Annotated in this window: 25 protein-coding genes; 20 read left to right on the forward strand and 5 right to left on the reverse strand. The window is 45.6% G+C overall.

What is annotated here, in order from left to right; all coding sequences use genetic code 11:
- The first annotated feature begins 27 nt into the window (after positions 1-27).
- The gene (locus CHI14_RS17885; protein ID WP_095289913.1) at positions 28-285 is read left to right on the forward strand and encodes a hypothetical protein; all 258 of its coding nucleotides are present in this window, start codon (positions 28-30) and stop codon (positions 283-285) included.
- A gap of 115 nt (positions 286-400) precedes the next feature.
- On the opposite strand, the gene CHI14_RS17890 is transcribed toward CHI14_RS17885, so the two are convergent.
- Positions 401-2,281 carry a S8 family peptidase gene (locus CHI14_RS17890; RefSeq protein WP_095289914.1) on the reverse strand — a complete coding sequence of 627 codons (1,881 nt, stop codon included), beginning with the start codon at positions 2,279-2,281 and terminating at the stop codon, positions 401-403.
- Between the two features lie 287 nt (positions 2,282-2,568).
- Here CHI14_RS17890 and CHI14_RS17895 point away from each other — a divergent pair, with 287 nt between their 5' ends.
- From CHI14_RS17895 to thiI, 6 genes are all read left to right on the forward strand, one after another.
- Positions 2,569-3,075 (forward strand): YpuI family protein, encoded by a 507-nt coding sequence (locus tag CHI14_RS17895; protein ID WP_095289915.1) that lies wholly within the window; start codon positions 2,569-2,571, stop codon positions 3,073-3,075.
- 168 nt (positions 3,076-3,243) lie between these two features.
- Positions 3,244-3,462: a DUF1540 domain-containing protein gene (locus CHI14_RS17900; RefSeq protein WP_095289916.1), complete on the forward strand. Its 219-nt coding sequence runs from the start codon at positions 3,244-3,246 to the stop codon at positions 3,460-3,462.
- 35 nt (positions 3,463-3,497) lie between these two features.
- Positions 3,498-3,914 carry a hypothetical protein gene (locus CHI14_RS17905; protein WP_402876077.1) on the forward strand — a complete coding sequence of 139 codons (417 nt, stop codon included), beginning with the start codon at positions 3,498-3,500 and terminating at the stop codon, positions 3,912-3,914.
- Positions 3,915-4,140: 226 nt separating this feature from the next.
- Complete coding sequence (locus tag CHI14_RS17910; RefSeq protein WP_095289917.1) at positions 4,141-4,896, forward strand: lytic transglycosylase domain-containing protein; 756 nt, start codon at positions 4,141-4,143, stop codon at positions 4,894-4,896.
- Between the two features lie 163 nt (positions 4,897-5,059).
- Positions 5,060-6,208, forward strand: a complete 1,149-nt coding sequence (locus tag CHI14_RS17915; RefSeq protein ID WP_095289918.1) for a cysteine desulfurase family protein — start codon at positions 5,060-5,062, stop codon at positions 6,206-6,208.
- A 6-nt stretch (positions 6,209-6,214) separates the two neighbouring features.
- A complete protein-coding gene (thiI, locus tag CHI14_RS17920) occupies positions 6,215-7,456 on the forward strand; it encodes a tRNA uracil 4-sulfurtransferase ThiI (RefSeq protein WP_095289920.1) in 1,242 nt (413 codons plus the stop codon).
- Positions 7,457-7,568: 112 nt separating this feature from the next.
- On the opposite strand, the gene CHI14_RS17925 is transcribed toward thiI, so the two are convergent.
- Positions 7,569-8,267, reverse strand: a complete 699-nt coding sequence (locus CHI14_RS17925; RefSeq protein WP_095289922.1) for a TerC family protein — start codon at positions 8,265-8,267, stop codon at positions 7,569-7,571.
- Between the two features lie 105 nt (positions 8,268-8,372).
- Between CHI14_RS17925 and CHI14_RS17930 the strand changes: the two genes are divergently transcribed.
- The 6 genes from CHI14_RS17930 (at position 8,373) to CHI14_RS17955 (ending at position 14,147) form a co-directional block, all read left to right on the forward strand.
- Positions 8,373-9,032: a TerC family protein gene (locus CHI14_RS17930; RefSeq protein WP_095289923.1), complete on the forward strand. Its 660-nt coding sequence runs from the start codon at positions 8,373-8,375 to the stop codon at positions 9,030-9,032.
- A 295-nt stretch (positions 9,033-9,327) separates the two neighbouring features.
- The gene (locus CHI14_RS17935; RefSeq protein WP_095289925.1) at positions 9,328-9,822 is read left to right on the forward strand and encodes a hypothetical protein; all 495 of its coding nucleotides are present in this window, start codon (positions 9,328-9,330) and stop codon (positions 9,820-9,822) included.
- A 178-nt stretch (positions 9,823-10,000) separates the two neighbouring features.
- Positions 10,001-11,848: a translational GTPase TypA gene (gene typA / locus CHI14_RS17940; RefSeq protein WP_095289927.1), complete on the forward strand. Its 1,848-nt coding sequence runs from the start codon at positions 10,001-10,003 to the stop codon at positions 11,846-11,848.
- 302 nt (positions 11,849-12,150) lie between these two features.
- Positions 12,151-12,447 carry a YlaH-like family protein gene (locus CHI14_RS17945; protein ID WP_095289928.1) on the forward strand — a complete coding sequence of 99 codons (297 nt, stop codon included), beginning with the start codon at positions 12,151-12,153 and terminating at the stop codon, positions 12,445-12,447.
- 91 nt (positions 12,448-12,538) lie between these two features.
- Positions 12,539-13,600 carry an LCP family protein gene (locus tag CHI14_RS17950; RefSeq protein ID WP_095289930.1) on the forward strand — a complete coding sequence of 354 codons (1,062 nt, stop codon included), beginning with the start codon at positions 12,539-12,541 and terminating at the stop codon, positions 13,598-13,600.
- 94 nt (positions 13,601-13,694) lie between these two features.
- Complete coding sequence (locus tag CHI14_RS17955) at positions 13,695-14,147, forward strand: pyridoxamine 5'-phosphate oxidase family protein (protein WP_095289932.1); 453 nt, start codon at positions 13,695-13,697, stop codon at positions 14,145-14,147.
- Positions 14,148-14,154: 7 nt separating this feature from the next.
- On the opposite strand, the gene CHI14_RS17960 is transcribed toward CHI14_RS17955, so the two are convergent.
- Positions 14,155-14,850, reverse strand: coding sequence for a YhcN/YlaJ family sporulation lipoprotein (locus CHI14_RS17960; RefSeq protein ID WP_095289934.1), 696 nt, complete (start codon positions 14,848-14,850; stop codon positions 14,155-14,157).
- 239 nt (positions 14,851-15,089) lie between these two features.
- Between CHI14_RS17960 and CHI14_RS17965 the strand changes: the two genes are divergently transcribed.
- Positions 15,090-16,424 (forward strand): PhoH family protein, encoded by a 1,335-nt coding sequence (locus tag CHI14_RS17965; protein WP_095289936.1) that lies wholly within the window; start codon positions 15,090-15,092, stop codon positions 16,422-16,424.
- 223 nt (positions 16,425-16,647) lie between these two features.
- Positions 16,648-17,931, forward strand: a complete 1,284-nt coding sequence (locus CHI14_RS17970; protein ID WP_095289938.1) for an extracellular solute-binding protein — start codon at positions 16,648-16,650, stop codon at positions 17,929-17,931.
- Here CHI14_RS17970 and CHI14_RS17975 read toward each other — a convergent pair.
- Together CHI14_RS17975 and CHI14_RS17980 are read right to left on the reverse strand one after the other, a co-directional pair.
- A complete protein-coding gene (locus tag CHI14_RS17975) occupies positions 17,923-19,002 on the reverse strand; it encodes a coiled-coil domain-containing protein (protein WP_170948178.1) in 1,080 nt (359 codons plus the stop codon). The genes CHI14_RS17970 and CHI14_RS17975 overlap by 9 nt on opposite strands.
- A 196-nt stretch (positions 19,003-19,198) precedes the next feature.
- Positions 19,199-19,435 (reverse strand): DUF2626 domain-containing protein, encoded by a 237-nt coding sequence (locus tag CHI14_RS17980; protein WP_095289941.1) that lies wholly within the window; start codon positions 19,433-19,435, stop codon positions 19,199-19,201.
- Positions 19,436-19,748: 313 nt separating this feature from the next.
- On the opposite strand from CHI14_RS17980, the gene CHI14_RS17985 reads away from it, so the two are divergent.
- The 5 genes from CHI14_RS17985 to CHI14_RS18005 all read left to right on the forward strand — a co-directional run bounded on the left by CHI14_RS17985 (position 19,749) and on the right by CHI14_RS18005 (position 24,852).
- Entirely contained in the window at positions 19,749-20,399 is a 651-nt protein-coding gene (locus tag CHI14_RS17985) for an RsfA family transcriptional regulator (RefSeq protein WP_095289943.1), read from the forward strand.
- A gap of 142 nt (positions 20,400-20,541) precedes the next feature.
- Positions 20,542-21,504 (forward strand): ketopantoate reductase family protein, encoded by a 963-nt coding sequence (locus CHI14_RS17990; RefSeq protein ID WP_095289944.1) that lies wholly within the window; start codon positions 20,542-20,544, stop codon positions 21,502-21,504.
- Positions 21,504-21,878, forward strand: coding sequence for a DUF3397 domain-containing protein (locus CHI14_RS17995; RefSeq protein WP_095289946.1), 375 nt, complete (start codon positions 21,504-21,506; stop codon positions 21,876-21,878). The genes CHI14_RS17990 and CHI14_RS17995 overlap by 1 nt, the downstream gene beginning before the upstream one ends.
- 151 nt (positions 21,879-22,029) lie before the next feature.
- Entirely contained in the window at positions 22,030-23,730 is a 1,701-nt protein-coding gene (locus CHI14_RS18000) for a peptide ABC transporter substrate-binding protein (protein WP_095289948.1), read from the forward strand.
- 189 nt (positions 23,731-23,919) lie between these two features.
- Positions 23,920-24,852: an ABC transporter permease gene (locus CHI14_RS18005; RefSeq protein ID WP_095289949.1), complete on the forward strand. Its 933-nt coding sequence runs from the start codon at positions 23,920-23,922 to the stop codon at positions 24,850-24,852.
- The last annotated feature ends 13 nt before the right edge of the window (positions 24,853-24,865 follow it).

Raw genomic sequence — 24,865 nt, forward strand, 5'->3', positions numbered from 1 at the left:
TATCACTTGAAAGGGAGTTGGTTTTAAATGAACCATTACTGTCCACCGCTTTGCCCGATTGTATGTGACCCGATCCAGGTTGTTGAGGATTACTACGTTCCTCAGATCGTACCTGTCATCCACCCGATTGAAGTCATCAAAAAAACGCATTGTGTGCCAGTTCATCACCATTTGTATCCTGTCGTTGTCAAAGAAGAAGATCCTTGCTATGTATCCAGCTATAAAAGCAAGAAAAAATCCGTGAAAAAATCCGGCAAAGCCCGCACATCGTCCCGCAAACGCTAGTCGCAGCGGGTGCCCCGGGGAAATAGAGAACAGCTTAAAAAGCAGCATACGCCCCGGGGCGCAGCTGCTTTTATTTTTGTACACGAAGCAAATTGGAGTTTCAATCCACAAAAGGCTACTTGGTATATTTTTTCATCGTGTTATCCATCTGCTGCCTTACATGTTGTGGCCAAAACTGTAAGGGTGCACTGTTGCTTGAAGCAGACTGAAGGGCCTTGTAGACATCGACCTGACCATAACCATAATACTTGTCGTGACCCGGGTCACCAAGGTCGATGACACTCTGACGCATCAGGTCCATGACTTCCGTATTGGTCAGATCCGGATTCAACGAACGAATTAACCCAGCAAGTGCAGCGACATGGGGACTGGCCATTGACGTACCGGATAGGGCGGCATATTGATTATTGGGATAGGTGCTAGCGATGCTGGTGCCAGGCGCCATTACATCCACATAATCGCCGTAGTTGGAATACGAAGCCTTATTCATATCCGGATCGGTGGCCGAAACTGCGAACACCTCGGGATAAGCGGCAGGATATCCAGGCCGTTCAGTGTTATCATTCCCGGTTGCAGCAATCAGGACAATATCGCGATCAAAGGCATACTTGATGGCATCATGGAGAAATTGGGCATCTGCATAATTGCCCAGACTCATGTTGATGACCTTGGCCCCGTGGTCCGCAGCCCAAATGATGCCTTCAGCCACTGCATACGTGGTTCCTGAGCCTGAATTGTCCAGTACCTTCACGGGAAGAACCTTGTTATACCAGCTCATCCCGGCCACGCCTTCGCTGTTATTGACAATGGCGCCAATGATTCCGGCTACATGTGTACCATGGCCCACATCGTCAAGGGGCTTGCTCTTCGGATCAACGACGTTATAACCCTCCAGCAGCTTGCCCTTCAGGTCCGGATGATTCAGGTCCACTCCGGTATCCACTACGGCAACAATAACGTCTTCTTTCCCTTTTGTAATATTCCAGCCCCGATTGGTTTCAATGGCGGGGAGATTCCACTGGTAATCCGTAAACAATATATCGTTGGGAATCGTTACATCCGTATCGGTTTGTTCAGGTGCGGCTTCATTGGTTAAATACATGTAGTGGGGTTCCATATACAGCGGATTCCACTTGCGTTCAAAATAGGAATGCAGCTGCTCGTAGTTCATGTGTTCTGAACGAAAAACATAAGTGTATCCCAGCTTACGCGCAGATTGGGTACGCAAATCGGATTTGATGATCCGCATATCCCGTTCACCCGGCTCCTGTCGGAAACGAATAACGATTTCATTTTCATAAAAATGGCTGGCATTGGCATTATCATGACCTGTTTTTACCGTGACTTCGTTAAGGGTATCCGGGTGTACGGATTCGATTTTGAATTTGCCCTCACGCGGGTAAGGAATCATGCGCAGATTTTTGCGCTGATGTTGTTCCACCGCATTCAAGACACTTTGGCTAAAGAGTGCAATAACCGCTTTGTTTCCATCCTTGGAGGGCAGTCCCATTACGAAATATTTTTCTTTGCCTAAAGGAAATGAGGAAGATTCGAAGCTTTGGCGTTTCATAACCGCTTTTTTCGCAAGGTTAAAGGAGTGCTCGAGTTTTTGCTGCTCTATTTTGCTTCCTTTACCAGATTCTTTAGCGAAATGTTTACTGGTTGTGCCTTTGGTATTTAGCACATCAATGGAACGGATATGATCGTGTGTACGCTGTAAATCCTGAACGTAACGACTGAACTCGGCCTCATTCATTGTGGCACTCTTCTCGAGCATTAAGCTGAGATGCTGCTTGGCATCCATACGTGTCAACAAATCTGTCGCTTTCACATCCTGGACTTTTAAATGCTGTTTGTTCGCATGTTCCTCATGAGGAGCATCGGGCATAGCACTCGGCTCAGGTGCAGGACGGTTGGATGTCGGAAGGAGCAGGGTCAGTGCAAGCGCTCCTGCACCGGCGGCAATGGCCCAGTTTATCCATTTAGGTCTGGACATGGGGAATATAACCTCCTCTTGTATTTTGGACAGCAGTCATGGGTTTCCTGTATTCATCGTTGTCCTTGGAATAGTTTTATCGTTAGGAAAAGCGGTTATTTTTATGCAGGTAAAAACGGAGCAGGCTTCGCTTAATGGGTAAGGATCGTGGCGGTTATGTAAAGGATGATTAAGGGATACCGCTCGTCATCTTTTTATGGTAGGATAGTAGCTGAGAATCCAAGGTCAGGGGACAACCACCGTGGCCGACCTATATGTAAGGACTTATTTAAGGGGGAGCTACCTTTATGTCAGCAGCCAATGTACAGAAAACTTGTGAGTCAACTAGGGAAAAGTTAAAACCTGCTATCGATCGGATCGAACAATTTTTGAATGAAAATGCCTTGCCTGAACTGGATCAGAACCAGACTGAGGAATCGACAACCTTCTACAAAGGATTTCTTTCGGATCTCCGTCATTTGCTTGTTTTTTCTGAAGTTTCTTACGAAAAACTTGGCGTTGTGCTGCGTCGTGCCAATTTTGATGTCGATTTTGCCGAAAAGGCTCTCTATAATACGTATCACCAATGCGTAAACAGCTTTTTCTATCCCAAAAATGAATGCTATTCCGAAGATGGAAGATATGCGTACACAGGTCAGGATGCCATTCGTTTCCGTGACAAGCCGGTTCGTGCAGTACGCGATGTCATTCTTGAAGTCTCCAAAACATATGAAGAACTGCGCGATGATCTGGCCTTTTATGAAAGTGATTATTTGACCCAGCGCCGGATGCAGAATCAACGCAATCACGCATAGTTCAGCGTTTTAACAACCTATATAAAATGGACGAAACCGCCAGCAATGGCGGTTTTTTGGCGTTTTCGGACAAGTAAAGAGTGGCTGAATTCATGTCATCATCTGACATCTCGGCGGAGAATAGCCGTTTTACACTGGGGAGACAATAGATGTCGAGGTGATAAATATATGAGCCAAGACAAGCCAATTGTCAAATGCAGTGTGTCCAACTGTCATTTCTGGGGAGAAAACAATTTCTGCCATGCCGATGCCATCATGATTGACATTGACCAACATGCTACTCGTCGCTTGCATGAAGAATTTGCTGGAGAAACGTTTGATTCGGATCATCAGGATCATGCGCGTACTTCTTCGGCAACATGCTGTCACACATTCAAACCCAAATGAGCAGTCATCCCTAATTATTATGGAGGTGCTTTGAAGTGAAGAATGATAATAAAGAGGATTATCCATTTCATCGTTCCAAAACTGCCACTCCTGCCAATGTGAAAAAGCGTGAACGTGTGGATTATCCACGACGTGAACATCGTGAGGAATATGGTGCAGAGGTGGCTCCCCCGGCTTCTGTACGTACAGAACGCGCTGAACCGGCCGCAGCAGCCCCGGAAAAGCATGAAGCTGATCGTGTTATGGAGTCAACCGGTAAAGTCTCCGGTTATATTGGGTTAGCTTGCGGGATTGCGTCCTTATTTATGTGGTCTATTGTACTTGGTCCAGCTGCAGCCGTGCTTGGTTATTACGCTTATGTAAACGGGCGTAAAACGGCCGGAGCTTGGTCCATTGGACTGGGAGCGCTCGCTACCATCAGTTATTTCTTCATGATTCCATTTGCCCGTTAAATTCTTGTTAACGAAATACGTGATTTAGCCAGCAATTTTGAACTGAATAGGGCATATCTTAGCCTTCTCCCTTCCCGTCAATCCGGGTTATGGGTGAAGGTTTTTCGCGTTTACGCAAACAAAAGATTAAATGGGTTTATTTTTCTGAAGACCATGGCAGATTTTTGTAAAACGATGTAGAATATAGGCATAATATACGTTTTTTTATACGGGAGTGGGAAAACAGATGCAGATTGATCCAAACGGGTCACGGCAGTTACTGGAACTTCAATTGTCCAATGTTGCCAATCAAACGAATGTGTCAGGTGAAACTGCAGGTTCATCGTCAGACTTCGCCGATATGATGGACGGGCTGTTGAGTGCAAATACAAACGCTTCGAACAGCAGCGATTCATCTTCTTCAACGTCCATTGGCATCTCCAAAAGATCCAGTGACGGCTTGTTGTGGTTACAGCTGGGCAGTTTGTATAATACGGATTCAAGTGTGAGTTCTTCCAGCAGCAGTGAGAATGTATCTTTGTCGACACATACCAATACTGTAAAAGCGGATACCAAGGGATCTGTGCCAACCGATTTTGAATCTTTGATTGCAGCGGCAAGTGTCAAGTATGGAGTACCTGAATCTCTGATCAAGGCTGTCATTGACACGGAATCCGGGTTCAATCCGAACGTGGTATCTTCTGCCGGTGCCAAAGGATTAATGCAATTAATGGATGGGACAGCAGCTGGTCTCGGTGTAACGAATGCCTTTGATCCTGCTCAGAGTATTGATGCCGGAACCAAATATCTCTCCCTTCAGCTTCAGCGTTTTGGTGGAGAGGTGAAGATGGCGCTTGCGGCTTATAATGCTGGACCAGGGCGCGTTTCCCGATTGGGTGTGTCAAACGACAGTGAATTGATGAGTGTACTTAACCTTTTGCCTGCGGAGACACAGGCGTATATTTCCAAAGTGGAAAAAGCACAGTCAAAATATACGGTATAGAGTCAAAGATCAGTATTTTTTACAGCGAGTTCAGGAGGAGATCAATTCGGGAGCATGCCTGGGAAGCCAGCCTGTTCCTGATTGGTCTTTTTGTGTTGGGGCGGGATCGTGTTACAATGCTCACTGTAGGTTTAGAGAACATCTGAAGGAGGTCTGACCTCATTTGAAATATTTTGATCATGCAGCAACAACTCCTCCTGATTCAGACGTGGTTCGAACGATGGCCGAAATTATGGAGGCACATTATGGCAATCCGTCATCCATTCATGGGTACGGAGAACGAGCGGATCAACTACTGAGGCGTGCACGCTCTGGCTGCGCAGCAGCACTTGGTGTTAAGCCCGAAGAGATCGTGTTTACTTCCGGGGCAACGGAGAGCAATAACCTCGCCATAAAAGGAGCGGCACTCAGGTACCAGACACGGGGGAAACATCTCATTACGACGGCTACCGAACATGCTTCAGTATATGAGAGTTTTTTGCAGCTGCAGCAGTGGGGCTGGGAAGTAACCTGGCTGCCCGTGGATTCGGATGGCCGTGTAAGTACTCAGCAGGTGATCGATGCATTAAGACCGGACACGGTTCTTGTCAGCCTGATGCATGTAAACAATGAAACAGGGATCATTCATCCTGTTGCAGAGATAGGCAACCGTTTGAAAAGTGCCGCACCACGCGTGCTTTTTCACGTGGATGGGGTACAGGGGTTTGGCAAATTGGAAGCAAAGCCCGCTTCGTGGGGAGCTGATCTGTACAGTTTATCCGCTCACAAAATCCGTGGTCCGAAAGGAGCGGGACTCCTATATGTACGAAGTGGAGTGGAACTTACCCCACTGCTGTCTGGTGGTTCGCAGGAGCAGGGCATGAGAGCAGGAACAGAGAATGTTCCCTTGCTTGTAGGTATGGCAAAAGCGATGCGTCTTGCGGCAGAACAGCAGCTCGCGTTTGCTGAACGTGCCACAGTGCTGAGAGATCGGATTATGAAAACCATTGAAACCATCCCCGGACTTAGACTGAACAGCCGTCGGGATGGGGCTCCCCATATTATTCACTTTTCTTATCCGGAGATGAAGGCTGAAGTGGCGCTCCACACACTGGAGCAGCTTGGGATCATCGTTTCTACACAATCAGCCTGCTCCTCCCGCTCTGCGGAGCCCAGCAGAGTCCTTCTTGCGATGGGAAGAGATGCGGCAAGCGCATCAGGAGGATTACGGATTAGTCTAGGTATTGAACATACAGAAGAGGATGTGGCCTTGCTGGAACAAGCGCTGCATCAGATGGTGGCGCAGCTGCGCCCGTTGGAAAGGCGGATGTAAAGTCAAATGAAATATGATATGCTGCTTCTCCGTTTTGGAGAGTTTATGTTGAAAGGCAAAAATCGTGCACGATTCGAAAAAACCATCATTACTCAGGTGAGGGCCCTGCTCAAGCCATATCCAGGCGCAAGCCTGCGCAAGGAATTCGGGCGGTTGTACGTGGATCTGGGGGGGCATTCCCATACAGAGTTGATCGCAGTCCTGAAACGGGTTTTTGGGGTAATGTCCATCAGTCCGGTTAAAGTAACTCCTTCTGTGCTTGAGGATATCGTGGAAACGGCTGTAGCTTTCATGGATGAGAGAGAAAACGAGTTCAAGGAAGGTACGACGTTCAAAGTAAATACCCGCCGGGTGTGGAAAGAGTATCCTCATTCTTCACACGAAATGAACCACATGGTGGGTTCCCCGATATTAAGAAAGTTCCAACAGCTTCGTGTGGATGTACGTAATCCGGACATTGAACTGCGCGTGGAGATTCGAGATCAGGGGACCTATATCTTCAATGAAGTAATTCCCGCTGTCGGCGGGTTCCCTCTCGGTACCAACGGCAAAGCGATGGCGCTGCTGTCGGGAGGAATTGATAGTCCTGTAGCGGCATGGGCTTCCATGAGGCGTGGACTGGAAGTGGAATGTGTACACTTTTACAGTTATCCGTTTACCAGCCAGCGTGCCAAGGAAAAGGTGATCGATCTGGCTCGTGCCTTGGCTGATCATGCTGGTACCATCAAACTGCACCTGGTTCCTTTTACGGAGATTCAAACGGCATTCACCCAGCTTGGCCAGGATAATCTGATCATCACCCTGATGCGTCGTTCCATGCTGCGAATTGCGACGAAGCTGGCTGAACGTGAGCGGGCACTTGCATTAATTACCGGGGATAGCCTTGGTCAAGTTGCAAGCCAGACGCTGCCGAGTATGAATGTCATCGGACGTGCAACGGAACTTCCGCTTTTGCGTCCTCTCGTCATGATGGACAAGCAGGAAATTATTACATTGTCCAAACAGATTGGAACATATGATATATCGATTCTGCCTTACGAGGATTGCTGCACCCTGTTCGTGCCGAAATCACCTACAACGAACCCGAATCTTCGCATTGTGGACAAAATTGAAGCAACGATGAGCCATTTGCCGGAATGGATAGATGAAGCTGTCGCTCAGACGGAAACCATCGTTCTACACGCTGGGGAAGCAGCACCTGCAACGAGTGAAAACACGGGGAATGAAATCAAGGAAGACTGGTTCTGATTGTATTCCTTTGAAATGGTAGAATGACATAATAAGGACTATGTTGCCTGTGATGGAAAAAAGGACCGGCCGATGGGAAATCGGCTGGTCCTTTTTTGTGCGGATCTTTATTTTACGAGTAGGATCGCTGGTGCTCTCCACCTTGTCTACTGCTGGAGCGTTTGCGGTATCCTGCGAATACCACGCCTGCAACGACCAGCACGATAAACAGAATGCGAAGGGCAGGATGCTCGGTGAAAAACGGTACAAGCCGGCGTTCCTCTGTAATCATGTGGGATGCGGTATAACCGAGTACAATGGCCCCCAGATATATAATCCATGGGAAGTGATTGATCAACTTGATGAACAGGGTGCTTCCCCAAACGATGATCGGTACACTGATTAACAATCCGATGATAACCAGTACCAGATGCTGTTCAGCGGCGCCTGCCACTGCAATGACATTGTCCAGTCCCATGGCGGCATCTGCAATGACGATGGTGCGAACGGCAACCCATAAGGAACTGCCTGCCTTAATATCACTATGTTCTTCACCTTGGTCAGCCAATAGTTTATAAGCAATCCAGATCAGCAAAACGCCACCCACAAGCAGCAGCCAAGGCACCTTAAGCAGCCAGAGTACAACCACTGTGGCTACAATACGAATCACTAGGGCACCCGCTGTCCCGTAGAGAATCGCTTTTTTCTGCACAGAAGGGTGCAAATTACGTGCAGCAAGGCCGATAACGATTGCGTTATCGCCAGCCAGCATAAGATCAATAAATACAATTTTCACCAAAGCAAGCCAAAAAACAGCGCTAAAAAGCTCCATATGCTGTCACTCCCTCTATATGTCCGAACTTCGAAAAGCTTGTTCAATCGTTAAGAATAGCATGGACAACTTTGACATACAAGTAAGAGTGGGGGGAGGAGAAACATGGATACATTGTGGCTGTTGACTGAAATTCTAATGATCAATCTGGTTTTGAGTGGAGATAATGCGGTGGTCATCGCGCTTGCGAGTAAGGATCTGCCGGAGAAGCAGCGTAAGCAAGCGGTATGGTGGGGGGCTTTTGGTGCAGTTGTACTAAGGTGTGTGCTAACTTTTGCAGCGGTGTTAATGCTCGGAATTCCTTTTATACAGGCAGCGGGCGGGATATTACTGTTCTGGATTGCCGTGAAGCTCCTGCTTCAAAACGAAGACGAAGTACATATTCGGGAAGCTTCTACGACCTGGAAAGCGGTACAGACCATTTTGATTGCCGATTTTGTAATGAGTCTGGACAATGTGCTTGCCATAGCGGCATTAGCAGATGGAGACTTGGCACTTATCGTCATCGGAATAGCCATCAGTATTCCCATTGTGGTGTGGGGGAGCGGCTTAATTGTCGGTTTGTTGAAACGATTCCCGATTCTGGTATTCGCGGGCTCAGGGATCCTGGCATTCACGGCAGGTGAAATGGTGATGAGTGACCCGAAGCTGGGTCAGTGGCTTGGCAGTTTGACAGCGGAAGCCCACACTCTGCTACCAGTGGCGATGGCTGGTCTGGTCATAGCAGTTGGGGGAGCACACAAGTTTGTCAGACGAAATGCGTAATTTCGTTCTGGGTATGCAGCAGAAAAATAGAGTGGAGAGACAACCGTCTGCCGAGGGCGGTTTTTTTGTTGAATGAAATCGTCTCATGTAGTGAACATTGAGGAACAAGCGACGGATCAATACCTTTAGGGTAATACATAAAAAGAGCAGCGACGAAATGCGACATCAAGTATAGTTTTTTGCAAAAACATGGGCTACACTAGAGGCAGGTCTACAAAAGCTGGTCATCATGAAACGGCGAATTCGTTGAAGCTTATAACCTACATAGCCTAATTGATATAAGAGGTGATTGCAGATGAAGATGAGAAATGAACAAGCGATCGGCATATTTATCGTGGCAGCAGGTATCATTATTTTGCTTGGCAAGCTTGGGGTATTTGGCTTTATTGGACGCCATTTCTGGCCATTGCTTCTATTACTGCCGGGAATTGCGCTACACGCCATGTACTATGCAAGAGTTACTCCTACGTGGTCACTTGTTCCCGCAGGGATATTAACGGTGTATGGTATTTTGTTCGGAATTACGAATACATGGGGCGGAGGGCTGATGAACAGCCTCTGGCCGGCATTCTTGCTGGGCATTGCTGCCGGCTTACTCGAGTACGGACTTGCTGAACGCTATAAACCCGAGTTTGTTCTGCCTGCAGCATGGGGCATAGGGGCGTTGTCCATTGTCTTATTCGGATTCACCCTGCTTCATACCGGAATTATTTATGTGCTGGCGATCCTTTTGATTTTGGCCGGAGTCTGGTTGCTGCTTGGACGCGGGCGCGGGAGGAAGGGCTGGTAACATTGTCCGACCTTGCTCCAAGCGAAATATCTTGATTTTTAGCTATGATCAACTATAATATAAGGGATAAAGACATGCGTCGGGATATCACCGACGCTTATTTTGGGTGAGTAACCTGCAGAAATGCGGGAAGTTTAGTAGATAAGAATTGAAATTGGAAAGGATATGGATACAAACCATGCATTCAAGAGAACACATTCGCAATATTGCGATTATTGCCCACGTCGACCACGGGAAAACAACGCTAGTCGACAAGTTGCTCCAGCAATCCGGTACTTTCCGTGATCACGAAACAGTACAGGAGCGCGCAATGGACTCCAACGATTTGGAGCGTGAACGCGGTATTACGATTTTGGCCAAAAACACGGCTATAACTTATAAAGATTACCTGATCAACATTGTAGATACACCAGGACACGCCGACTTCGGTGGTGAAGTAGAACGGATCATGAAAATGGTTGACGGCGTATTGCTCGTTGTTGATGCTTATGAGGGCTGTATGCCACAAACGAAGTTCGTACTTCGTAAAGCACTCGAGCACAACCTGACTCCAATCGTTATTGTAAACAAAATTGACCGTCCAGCGGCTCGTCCGGCTGAGGTTATTGATGAAGTACTTGACCTGTTTATCGAACTGGGTGCCAGCGATGAGCAGCTTGAATTCCCTGTCGTATATGCTTCTGCACTGAACGGAACATCCAGCATGGAAGACGATCCTGCCAAACAAGATGACAACATGATGGCGATCTACGATACCATCGTAAGTCATATCCCTCATCCAACAGAGAATGTAGAAGAGCCACTGCAATTCCTCGTTACGCTGATGGACTATAATGAATACCTCGGACGTATCGCTATCGGTCGTGTAAACCGCGGTGTGATTCGTCAAGGCCAATCCGTTACTGTTATTATGCGTGATGGCAAAAGCAAAACAGCTCGTATCGAGAAACTGTTTGGTTTCCAAGGTCTGAAACGTGTTGAGACAGAGGAAGCTGGCGCAGGTGATATCGTTGCGATCGCGGGTATTAAGGATATCAACATCGGTGAAACGATTGCTGACCCGAACAACCCTGAAGCTCTGCCGGTTCTGAAAATTGACGAGCCAACATTGCAAATGACATTCCTCGTAAACAACAGTCCATTCGCAGGCCGTGAAGGTAAATGGGTAACTTCCCGTAAACTGCGTGAGCGTTTGTTGAAGGAATTGGAAACGGACGTATCCCTTCGTGTTGAAGAAACAGAGAGCCCAGATGCATTTATCGTATCCGGACGTGGTGAGCTTCACCTCGGTATCCTGATTGAAAATATGCGTCGTGAAGGATATGAGCTCCAAGTATCCAAACCAGAAGTTATCGTCAAAGAAATTGATGGTAAGAAAATGGAACCTCTTGAGCGCTTGTTGATTGATATCCCTGAAGAAAGCATGGGTTCCGTTATGGAGAGCCTGGGTGCACGTAAAGCAGAGATGGTTAACATGGTCAACACGGGTAGCGGTCAAGTACGTCTGGAGTTCCTGATTCCTGCACGTGGTCTGATTGGATACAGCACCAACTTCCTGACATTGACTCGTGGTTATGGCGTAATGAACCATGCATTTGACAGCTACGCTCCAGTCGTATCCGGTCAAGTGGGTGGACGTCACCAAGGTGTACTGATCTCAACTGAAACGGGTACATCTACGTTCTATGGAATGATGGGTGTTGAGGATCGTGGTACGCTCTTCCTTGAGCCAGGAACAGAAATTTACGAAGGTATGATCGTTGGTGAGCATACACGTGACAATGATATCGTTGTCAACATCTGCAAAGAAAAACAACTGACTAACGTTCGTTCTTCTGGTAAAGATGATACGGTTAAAATTAAAACGCCGATTATCTTCTCGTTGGAACAGGCGCTTGAATATCTGAATGAAGATGAATATTGTGAGATTACACCGAAATCTATTCGTCTTCGTAAGAAGATCCTGAACAAATCCGAGCGTGAGCGTGCAGAGAAACAACGCAAAATGGCTCAAAATAACGCTTAATTTTAACTAACAAAAAATAGTAGTATAAGTTAATGTTTGATGGGCCCGGCAAGTAATGAGAGCTTGTGGAGCTAAAGTAGTGTAGGGATCAGAATCGATTCTGAAGAAGCGAAGCGTTCGCGTTTATCCCCGGATTTTACCATTGTGTAAATGGATTAAAAAAATCTGGGGGTAACAGCGATTGGAAGAACGATCTGAAACCGAAACGGTCACAATAGCACGTACTGGCTCTCTAAGCTACAGGGTAATACCATCAACCTTTAACGTATACAAGCATGAACAACGAAAGGAGCTGACTGTGCATGCAAGCATGGTTCGCATCACACCCGATCGTAGCCTACATCGTCATCTTTGTGCTGATTACTTACGTATATAATAAGGTGTTTCGGGTACGTCAGAAATTGCCGCTCGTTAAGGAAATCTTTCTTTATCTATTGATGGCGATGGGCACATTCATGCTTCTTATTTTTCAGATCGACAAGCTCCCGATTATTCAATGTTTACTGGTAGCCGTCGGTTTGATGCTGTTAGTGCGAGTGCGCTATTTCATCGAAGGTCGTCAAAAGAAAAAGGCGGAAGCTGCCGCCAGAAATTCATAAAATCTGTCTTTGTATAGACCATCCGTTTTCCTTCGGGAAAGCGGTTGTCTTTTATTTGGACCAAAACAGATGTGATAAAGGTGTTGAAGATATGAACTCGAATTCGAACGGACTGCCTCCGCGTAGACAGGCACCAGCCAAATCCGGAGCTTCAGGGTCTAACAACAGTAAAGGTAAGCCACCGAAAAAGAAAAAGCGGATGCGCACATTTGCCAAATTCGTTTTGAGCCTTTTGGTGATTGCCATCATTGTAGGTGGGGGATATCTCTACTGGGTATATAATCAGGTGGCGGATACCGGCATTGACAAACCAGTGCCTCCAGGGATGTCAGCCAAGACCAAGCCCATTACCATGCTGCTGTTGGGTACAGATAACCGTCCTGAAACCGGAACTTATCTATCCGATGTTGTCATGGTAGCAGCAATGAACCCGGATACCAAAACGGCCACAATTGTTTCCTTGCCGCGTGATACGCGGATTGAACTTGAAGGATATAAGGCAAACAAACTGAATTCATACTATCCTAAGTTTAAAGCCCAGGAGAAGACTTCAGGTAAAAATGCTGAGGATCAGATGAAAGAAATGATGGGCAAATATTTTGACGTTGATATCAATTACACAACGGTGCTTAACTTCCAGGCATTCCGCGATGCCGTTGATGCCGTGGGTGGTGTGGATGTGACCGTCGACAAAAATATGTGTTACCGGGATACGGCCGACAATACAGATATTAATCTGGTTGCGGGTGATCAGCATCTAGACGGCAAGCAAGCACTCGATTTTGTGCGCTACCGCAAATCCAACTGTGATCCCAAAACGGATGAGTCCAATGATTTTGACCGTAATAAGCGTCAAAACCAGGTACTGAACTCCATGCTGGATCAGATGAAGTCGCTTGGTGGTGTGACGAAGATTAGCAAAGTCATTGGTGCGATTGATGACAATATGACAACCGACGTGGAATCTGAACAGATGAAAAACTTTATTGCTACGTATTGGAACATTTCCAAATCGGATGTGCACTATACGCCTGTGACCGGGGACTGGAGAAGCCCTTATGTTTATGTGAATGAGACAGAGCTGGCCAATGCGAAGCAAGCCTTGCAGGACACGCTCTCAGGCAAAGTAACAGCTACTCCGGCGGCAGAGTAGCTGGGGGATTGGAAGCAAGTTTCCGGGTATGTTATAATAACATCATTCATAGTATTCAAGAATTGCATAAAGAAGGTTAGGGAGGGCTGGTTTAATGTCCGAAGCCGTCACACAATTGACTGAATCTCTTTTGCAGCAATTCAAGAACGAAACGTTTGTACTCCTGAATACGGTAGACATTGAATCTGGAGGCCCGACATCCACCGCAATCTCCTGGATCTATGCGGAGAATGCGTCCACGCTTCGGGTCGCTTTGGATCATCGTTCACGTCTTGTGAACAATATGAAACAAAATCCGTTGATTACCGTTACGGTATTTGGAGAAGAAACGGTTTATGCGATCAATGGACGTGCTTCTGTTCGACAGGACCCATTGCAGGATGTACCCTTTAATATGTGCTGTTTCGACATATCCATTGAAGCGGTCAGAAATGCCCTGTTTTATGGAGCCCAGCTATCTTCTATGCCTCAATATGTCAAAATATACGATCAGCGTGCTGCTGAGAAATTAGATGAGCAGGTTTTTGCTGCCATGAAAAAAGCCTAGTGAGAAATCACTGGGCTTTTTGTTGCTTTTTGTCGGTGGTATGCTGCTGCATTTGCTGCTCTTCAGGAGCCTGCTCATCTGGGTTTTGACGGACCTTGACGTCTTTCGGGAGCTGTGGAATAATTCGTCCCACCATATCAGCTAGTTCAGAAGCAAATCCGGATATGGGGTGTCCTTGGCGGATATGCTCTCCAATCTCCCTGATTCGTTCGGTCACATCCGCATCAGCGGTAACAATCGAATCAACACCTTCTGGATCTTTGCGCAAAGCTTCTGCAACAGAATATTTAATTGTTCCTACACGAGCACGTTCCAGTTCGCCATCTACGTCAATGCCAACGACCGCTGTATTTCCGAGAATGACGCAATTGGCGTCTTTGACACCTTCCACTTGCTTGGCAAGTGCCTTGAGATGGGTGATTCGATTTTCATTGGTCATGCGGCCTGTCTGGTTATCATCGGCAACGTTCAGTTCATGAACTTCACCCGTATTCTCATTGAAACGGTCAAGGCGTGAAGGATTCATTCGGTCATCCTCTGTGTAGAGCATGTGGGATCCGTTTTGTTGATCTTGCTGAGTTGTAATATTGCCTCCGTAACTTCTAGGATGCGACTTATACTGCTCCTGTGAAGCGCTGCGTGTGGTGTTGTTGCAGCCTGTAAGTATAAAGATCAGAAGCAGCGTGCAAACCCAATATCTCATAAATGTTCATCCTTTCTTGGAGTTTTTCAGAATGTTGCAATTATTTTGTCCGAGACGAATACATTTATGTATGGGAGCATGATTGTCCATGCCGCTGCTGAAAGATCACACGATCACAGATGAACTTGGGAATGGAAAAAAAGGACTGCTTGTGCATGGAAAACCTATGATCTAATCCGGCATTCCCGAGTTCACGTTCCAAACCATGCCTTTAACGACGCCGCTTTGGAGGGGATTGAATGAAAAAGATTTTTGTATTGGATACCAACGTGCTTCTGCATGACCCCAATGCCATTTTTGCCTTCGAGGAACATGAGGTAATCATTCCCGCGGTTGTACTGGAGGAAATTGACTCTAAAAAAAGAAATGCGGATGAGATTGGCCGCAATGCCCGAAATGTTTCGAGATTGCTTGATGGTCTGCGTGAACTGGGTCACCTGCACAGTGGAGTTCCTCTCGCCAATGGAGGTAACCTGAAGGTCGAATTGAATCATCGCAGCTTTGTAAGGGTACAAGAAATGTTCGGTGAAATCACCAATGATAACCGAATCCTGGCGGTTGCGCTGAATTATCAAATTGAAGAAAATGAGAAAGAGGTTGTGGAACGGCAGGTTGTGTTGGTAAGCAAAGATGTACTTGTGCGTATCAAAGCAGATGTACTCGGTCTGTTCACTCAAGATTACTTGTCCGATCGGACTGCAGGGCTCAGTGAACTATATCCAGGCTATACAGCCTTGAAGGTTCACCCGTCGGTAATCGATGAGTTTTACACATATCGTTTTCTGCCAATTAAACCGTTGCAGTTGTCCTATAAGCTGTATCCTAATGAATTTGTGATTCTGAAGGATGAAATGGGTACCAACAAATCAGCACTGCTGAAGGTAAACACGGAGGGAACTAAACTTGAGCCGCTGTTCCTAAGCAATGATAACGTATGGGGCATTAGTGCTCGAAATGCACAGCAGCGTATGGCGCTGGAATTACTACTGAATGATGATATACCACTCGTGACCATTACAGGCAAAGCAGGCACAGGTAAAACCTTATTGGCTCTCGCTGCAGGCCTTCTTAAGGTGGAGGATGATCATAAATATAAAAAGTTATTGATTGCGAGGCCAGTGGTTCCCATGGGTAAGGATATCGGTTATCTGCCAGGGGAAAAGGAAGAGAAGCTGAGACCGTGGATGCAGCCTATATATGATAATCTAGAGTTTTTGTTCGATACAAAAAAGGCCGGCGATATCGATAAAATTTTGATGGGACTAGGCAGTATACAGGTGGAAGCATTAACGTATATTCGCGGACGTTCCATACCTGGTCAATTTATTATTGTGGATGAAGCCCAGAACCTATCACGTCATGAAGTAAAAACCATCGTTTCGCGTGTAGGTGAAGGCAGTAAAATCATACTGATGGGTGACCCTGAGCAAATCGATCATCCGTATCTGGATTCCGCGAGCAATGGTCTGACCTATGTTGTGGAACGATTCAAACAAGAGGGCATTAGTGGACATATTATGCTTGAAAAAGGGGAGCGTTCCAAACTGGCTCAATTGGCGGCGGATTTGTTATAAGTTTAAGCAGATATATTTCCCGGGAAAATATAGAAAAAGATCGGCTCGCTGGAGCCGGTCTTTTTTTGCTGAAATATTTAAAAAGGGTTATTGCACAGACCTATGTATTCTCATAGTATGCAAAATCTCAAAAATATGTTTTTTGGCAGGATAGGACAGGAGTACTACTTTTTTGTTACAATAAACTTTACAGGAAAAATATAGGGAGCGAGGTGGAGAGTTAATGAAGCGTAGACATCAGGTTGTTTTATTTGCAGTGCTGCTGCTTTCATTGACGATCCTATCTCCAAGCTTTGATTTTAGAGGAGTACCACAGAACCAAGATCAAGGTCAGGAGAATGATGCCTTTCCCAATGCTGTAACCCGTAGTGAGAACCAACAGGCGCCGGTTGAAATTGTCGTTTCCATGTCTGAAAGTGAGTATCAGGTGTTCTCGGCAATCGCAAAACAAGTAGCTGCCGCACGGGTGGTGAAAATCAATCTACGCAATCTGGCCTCGGATACATATAAGGAGGTACTGGATAACGAGCTTGCTGTAGGGGACAGCGGGGATATTATCCTGCTTGATAGTGAGGACATTCAGGGTTATGCCAAAAGAGGCCATCTGTACCCTTTAAATGCAACAACGTTGTCGAAGGCGCTTGGAGACTCGGTATCTTCGTTACGGGAAAAGACAGAGTGGAATGGATATCAATGGGGAATGCCATTTGATTTCGACCCTTACGTCCTTGCATCACGGTCCAAATCTCTTGCTGATGCAGGGCTGGAACGGTTACCACAAAACCTTGATGAGTGGACCAGGGTTATTAATCAAATGGAGAATAAGAGCCAGAAGTTACTTGCGATCAACATCGATGATGCTTATGCTGCAGATGCTTGGTTGAATGAGTTTGGGTCTGGAGTCGCTCCGAGTACGTTAAAAACGGCAACGGAGTCGCAAACAGCTGGGGGATATGAACAGGCGCTGCAGGTGCTGAACCGTGTTCAGCCTTATATTCAGGTCCAAAATACCGACCCGGATTTTGCTGATAAAGATATGCAGGAAGAAGCGTTAATGGTTGTGACCCCTTTTTCCCAACTGGTGAACAATGATCTGGCATTAACTGAAGATCGTCTACCGAATCGGATCATGTTTAAACCCCTTGCACCTATAACATCCAGAAGTTTCGTGATTACGTCGGGTTCACATGAAGCAGAGCAGGCAAGTCGATGGATTGAGGGCATGACCTCCAATTCCGTGCAATCAGACTGGTACCAGCAAGCTCATTATTTGCCTGGTCAACAGCAGCAATTGAACACAGAGTTCCAAAAGCTCTCAGTCGAAGGGCAAATAATGAGTGGTAATGGTCAGAAATGGTTTGTGTCCAAAACATCTGAAACCCCTGTGATGAATAACCCGGAGCTGGTATTACAATATAATAAGAAAGTTCAACAGTTTCTTCATGGAGAGATCTCGGCGAATCAGTATGTGAATGACATGTTAAAAATACAGCAATCATCAAAATGATATGGCGAGTTTAACTTCAAGTTCCCCTTTGCTTGTCGATACATCTGTAGCTTTCACGAAGGACAGAATCTTCTGCGGGTAGAATCCAAGATCAAATTCCTTTTCAAGCATACGTCTTGTTGTATCAGGTAGTTCCAGTTGGTTAAAAACAAGTTTATCTACATGAAAACGGATCGAGTTCTGAGGTTCGTTTTCTACCGTATAATGACCCTCAATACTGAGCTGTAACTGATCACGCTGTCCGGAGGCTGTAATTCGGTCCTCGTCAAACTGAAAGGCAAAATCTTCAAAGATCGGGTTCTGTTCACGCAGGAATTGATTCAGATCGTCTTGTTCAATGCGAATGGTATAAGCTGTTCCGGTTGTGGAAATTCCGCCATTCTGTTCTTGTATAAACTGAGGGAGATTTTGCATGGCCGTTGCTAGTGCTCTGAAATAACGTTTGACCTCATAAATTCCAACATTTTCCCAGTAAATGGTCAATTCCTCCATTAACTTCTGAATGGCTGCCGGGTTTCCACTTGCCGAAACTTGTCCGTCTACTTCCTTCTGCAAAGCAATTACACGCTCTCGCTGACTTACCAAATTGGTCTTTAGTTCGTCCAGCTCAGCCGTGGTCTGACTTATTTTCGTTGAAGTTTCCTGCATGCTGCGATAACGGTCCTGATATTTGCTTAGCACTGCCTGATCTCTGCCAATAATAATTTGGTAGTAATCAAATAAGATAAACAAGTCTTTGAACGATCTGGCCCCCAGGACCGTCATGAGAAGGCTGTCTCGTTCTCCGGTGTAATACGACCTAACCACAGCACCTGCCCGATCTTGCTGAATATGTATTTGATCTTCCTGTTCCTGGAGCTGGACATTCAATTCTTCCTGCTGTTGATGGAGTTCCTTCTGCCTTACGGCAATACGTTCAATTTCATGATCGATTTCCACGATGGACAGACTCTTTTGCAAAATTTCACGTGTTTCCTCAGGTGAAGGTTCACCATTGGCATATGCCGATGTAGGTTGAACAAATAGTAGTGTGCATAGGATTAGGGCATATATGCTATATCGACGATTCACCGTATCATTCTCCTTTCCTTCAAGTACAATATTCATTGTACAGGCTTCTGCCTTCCAGACAATATATGAAATGAAATCTTGAAATATCCTTAGTGGTTACATAACGCTGAAAACAACCCATTAATCAGACAGCCATAAAGGAAAAACAAAAAAGCGAAACGGCTTATGGCCGAATCGCTTTGATGCTGTTGGCGGATTAAAGCGGCAACCCCATTTGGAACACAGTCCAGTAGCTGAACCCTGTGAAAGTAACGATCATATAACCCCAAAAGAGCAATATGTACGTTCTTTCGGTGAATTTTAAATACCCCAAAATGACGAAAAACGCAGTCTGCAGGAAAAAAAGCAAAGCCATCTCGACCAAATCTCCCGCAAAAGCCATCAGGCCAATCGTTAGCGTGAAGAACCCGAGTACCCGAAACATGCGTGCCACGGTTAGTCCTCCTCTCTATGTACGATCATAGATTGTCTACACAACATTATACCGGGAAAGGAAAAAGGTGTAAACAGAATTGGATATGAAAGCGAATTCTTTTTTATCGAATCCGTGAGCAAATAGGTCACCTTTTCCATATGTAAGGTATGAGTGCTCGCAAATATGGACATACATTTTAGTATGAAATCAATTCTATGAACTCTATGAGAGGCATAAGAATGAATGAAGCAGCTTTTATACCTAATTCACAAACCGGGAAACCGGTAATGAGGACGGTTATTTTAGGATGTTGTTAGGAGGGTATTATAGCATGACTGCAGTGAGACAGGATGCTTGGAGTACAGAGGACGATTTGATCTTGGCTGAGGTGACTTTGCGGCATATTCGGGAAGGCAGCACACAACTCGCGGCCTTCGAGGAAGTGGGCGAAAAAATAGGCAGAACGTCTGCCGCTTGCGGTTTTCGCTGGAACAGCTGTGTGCGTAAAAAGTATGAGTCTGCCATCAGCAATGCGAAGGCACAGCGTCAAAAGAGAAGTTATCTCCGAAAACAGCCAGCTTTGCTTGGACCACAGGTCGCAGCTCTATCTACGCTTGAGACGGAAGAAAACCTGTACAAGGCCGATGGAGTTTCGGAAGACTCCTTATCCATTGATGCAGTAATTCGCTTTTTGCGCCAGTGGAAAGGTAATGTTCAGGAAAATGGACGTCAACTCAAAATGCTCGAAAAGGAACTTCGTGAAAAAGAAGATGAACTCCATGAGCTTCGTTGTGAGAATGACCGTTTATCCAAACAAGTGAATGAAGTACAAACTGATTACCGTGTCGTAAATGATGATTACAAGGCATTGATTCAGATCATGGATCGTGCACGCAGACTTGCTTTTCTGGCTGAAGAAGATGAGGAACTAAAAACGCGTTTCAAAATGGATGCCAACGGCAATCTGGAACGAATTGAATAACGGATCAAATTGTAAGAATGACGATATTTGATCAGGCCCGTCACATCTCCGTTACAAACGGCAGGTAAGACGGGTTTTTTGTTTGAAATATTTGTTCTATTATATATAGATGTAATTATTGAGAGTGGAAGAGGGATGTCTCATGGTGATCGACATTGTAGGAGCTGGCTCACTTGGTCTTTTGTATGGAGGCAAGCTTCAGGCTGCAGGTCATGCAGTGCGTTTTTGGACAAGAACGCCTGAACAAGCGGAAGAACTGCGTGTGCGCGGACTAACGATTACAGAGCAAGGGAAGAAGACCAAATTGCTTCCTCAACATATTCAGGCCTATCCAATAACCGAATGGTCTGCTCACTGGCATGATCAACCTGGTGACTGGCTTCTCCTTATGGTTAAGCAGACAAGTATAGATGATGTTATTCATAGCATGGAGACGATGAAGGATTATATCCTTAACATTGTCTGCTTCCAGAACGGTATGGGTCATATAGAGAAGATACAAGCTGTCCTGCCGATGTCCAGCATATACCCGGCAGTAACTACTGAAGGTGCCAAGAGGGTGCAGAACGGGGTAATACGGGCTGGTGAGGGACAAACCTGGTTTGGTAGAGATGTACATACGGAGGAAATAGAGAAAGAAACCTCAGGGAATCTGGAAGAAGTTCGGTTGGAGGCACTATTGCAGCAGGCAGGATTTAACTGTACAGCGTCGAATCAAATCGATAAGCTGATATACAGGAAGCTTCTGATCAATGCTGTCATTAATCCACTCACCGCGATATGGAGAATACCCAATGGAGAATTGCTTCAGAATGATTATCGCTTAAAGGTCATGCGCCATTTATATGATGAAGCTTCAGCCATTTACAAGGCGAGCGATATTATGGTGGGTACCGACATGTGGGAGGAGATTCTATCCGTTTGTCGATCGACGGCTTCGAATACATCCTCGATGCTCGCAGATGTGATGCAAGGACGGCGGACCGAAGTGGAATCCATCAGTGGGCAAATGGTACAACTGGCGCATCGGTGTGGGTTGCCTGCTCCGCAGCATGAATTAATGCTTCATCTGATCGAAGGAATTAGGACGGAAGGAGTGAGTTAATGGGTTTTTTTATCGTGCTGAGCATACTACCGTTTTTTCCGTTTTTGATTGTGTATTGGGCCATGTATGGGTGGAAAAAGGATAAACGAGCTTCACTTCGCACCGCAATGGATGTCACCACGGTTTTTCTGATTTTCTCGGTTTCGGCGTTATTCAACTTAACATTTGATTCGAATTTTGGATTTTATCTAACCATGATACTCATACTAATTGCACTTGGATTGATTGGAGGAGCTCAAAATAGGTTGAAAGGAAAGGTAGATGGGGGTCGAATGTTCCGGGCCGTTTGGCGCATGGCCTTTGTATTGATGAGTTTTGGGTATGTCTTATTTACTATATTTGGCTTATTTAGATACTTAATGAAACAGATGTAAGGTTACATAACGCAAGACGGCTAAAAAATGTGTCGATTTTGTCGAAAACTGAAAAAAACATTACTTTCTGAAAAAGTAATGTAGATTTTTTTGACCGGTGGTTGTATAATCTATAAACATAAACCACATCAATTTAGGGGGAAAGTGTTAGATGAAAAGGAAAAGTCTATTAGTCCTTTTGACGCTGATTCTGGCGTTCGGTACCGTACTTGCAGCGTGCGGATCGAAAAATGAAGGCACAACAAGTAACACGGGAACTGGCTCTGCAGGCGAGGGAAGCGGTCTCGCAAAAGATCAAGTGCTGAAAATTAACCTGACAGCTGAACCTCCTACGTTGGACCCGGCTCAGGCAAAAGACAGCCAAACCAACACTGTTCTGAAATTCTTGTATGAAGGTCTTGTACGCATCGATGCTGATGGTAAAGAAGCACCAGGCGTTGCAAAAGACTGGACAATTTCCGAAGATGGTTTGAAATATGTGTTCAACCTGAACCCGGATGCTAAATGGAGCAACGGTGATGCAATCACTGCAGAAGACTTCGTTCGCTCTTGGGAACGTGCATTGAAACCGGAAACGGCTTCCCCGTACGCGTACCAATTGTACTACATCAAAGGCGCTGAAGGTTACAACCTCAGCAAAGACGAAACTTACAAAGGTACTAAAATCACAGATTTCTCCCAAGTGGGTGTAAAAGCTACTGATGAGCACACACTCGAAGTAACGTTGGAAAACCCAACACCTTACTTCTTGGGTCTGACAGCATTCTACACGTACTACCCAGTACACCAATCTGCTGACACAAACGATAAATTCTTCACAGACTACAAAAACATGATCGTTAACGGACCATTTGTAATGGATCAATACGCTAAAGGTCAAAAAATCGTAGTTAAGAAAAACGAAGGCTACCACGCAGCTTCCGACATCAAATTGTCTGAAATCAACATGTCCCTGACAAGCAGCAGTGCTTCTGAACTGCAAGCTTACAAGTCTGGACAACTGGATTACACTGGTGCACCTAACGGTGAAATTCCAACCGACCAAATTCCTTCTGTAAAAGCGGAATTGCCGGATGAGTTCAAAGCAACTGGTATTGCAAGTACTTACTACTACCAGTTCAACGTTAATGAAGCTCCATTCAACAATGCTAAAATCCGTAAAGCTTTCGCAATGTCGATCGAGCGTCAATTGATCGTTGACAAAGTTACACAAGGTGGACAAGTTCCTGCATATGGATTCGTACCTCCAGGTATCCGCGGTGAAAACGGCGAATTCCGTGATGAGCACAAAGACGACTACTTCACTGAAAATGTTGAAGAAGCAAAAGCATTGCTTGCTGAAGGTATGAAAGAAGAAGGCTACACAACTTTGCCAGCTGTTACATTGATCTATAACACTAGTGACGCTCACGCGAAAATCGCGCTTGCTGTTGCTGACATGTGGAAGAAAAACCTTGGTGTTGACGTGAAAACTGAAAACCAAGAGTGGGGCGTATTCCTTGAGAACCGTCAAAACCAAAACTTCCAAGTAGCTCGTGCAGGCTGGTCTGCAGACTACAACGATCCTTACAACTTCTTGGAAATGTGGACTACTGGAAACACAAACAATGATTCCAAATTCAGCAACGAACAGTACGACAAAGATGTTAAAGACACTGTAAAATCTGCTGATCCAGCTGCACGTATGGCTGCATTTGCTGATGCTGAGAAAATCCTGATTCAAGATGAAATGGGCGTAATGCCGATTTACTACTACACTAACGTATCTTTGACTAAGCCTTACCTGAAAGGCGTACAACTTGATTTCAGTGGAGCAATTGACTTCACTCGCGCATATCTGGAAGAGAAATAAGTTGTTCTGAAGTCTATATGATTACTTCGGGATATATATGTGGAATTCCATATATATCCCGATTTTTTTGTATGTGCACCGATTTTCCTTATAATTCTTGAAATTTCCGATAAATGGATTGGACTTTATTCATGTCTAATTCTACAATCGATTTGTATACAAAATATTGTTTTTGGAGGTGTGCAAGGGTTGGTTAAGTACGTGCTGAAAAAATTGCTATTTATGCTGCTATCGCTTTTCATACTCGCATCAGCAACCTTCTTCCTAATGAAGGCCATTCCGGGTGACCCTTTTACATCCGAGAAAAAAGTATCGCCTGAAATTCGGGCACTACTTGAAGAGAAGTATGGGCTGGACAAACCGATGTATGAACAATACCTGAAGTATATGGGTGGAATTCTCAAAGGTGATTTTGGTGTTTCGATGAAATATCTGAATCAAGAAGTAACCGACATGATCACTCAAACGTTTACAGCATCTCTGAAACTGGGGATCTTCGCTATTGTGATCTCTGTCGTCGTTGGGGTTTTGCTGGGACTTATCGCTGCGGTTTACCATCGTAAGCTGATAGATGATGTCACGATGATCCTCGCGGTAATTGGTATCGCAGTACCGAGCTTCTTGCTCGCATCCCTGCTTCAATACGTTTTCGCCTTCAAACTGGGCTGGTTTAACGTTATGGGATTCGACGGACCGCTTGACTATGTACTTCCGGTTGCGGCATTGTCTGCATCCCCGATTGCCTTTATCGCACGTTTGACGCGTTCCAGCATGCTCGAAGTGCTGCACGCTGATTACATCAAGACAGCAAAAGCCAAAGGTCTGAAATGGCCTGCAATCATGTTTAAACACGTTATTCGTAACGGTATTCTTCCCGTTGTAACTTATGTGGGTCCGATGACAGCTAACATCATCACGGGTTCCGTCGTTATTGAGCAAATCTTTAACATCGGGGGAATTGGTAAAGTATTCGTAGAGAGTATTACGAACCGGGATTATACAATGATCATGGGGATTACGATTTTCTATGGTATCCTCCTGATGTTGGCACGTTTCCTTACAGATATCGCATATGTGCTGATTGATCCTAGAATTAAGCTGGAAAGCCGGAAGGGGGCATAACGTTGTCTGGCAC

Origin of the sequence: Paenibacillus sp. 7516 (assembly GCF_002272715.1) — a bacterium.
Classification (GTDB): Bacteria; Bacillota; Bacilli; order Paenibacillales; family Paenibacillaceae; genus Paenibacillus; species Paenibacillus illinoisensis_A.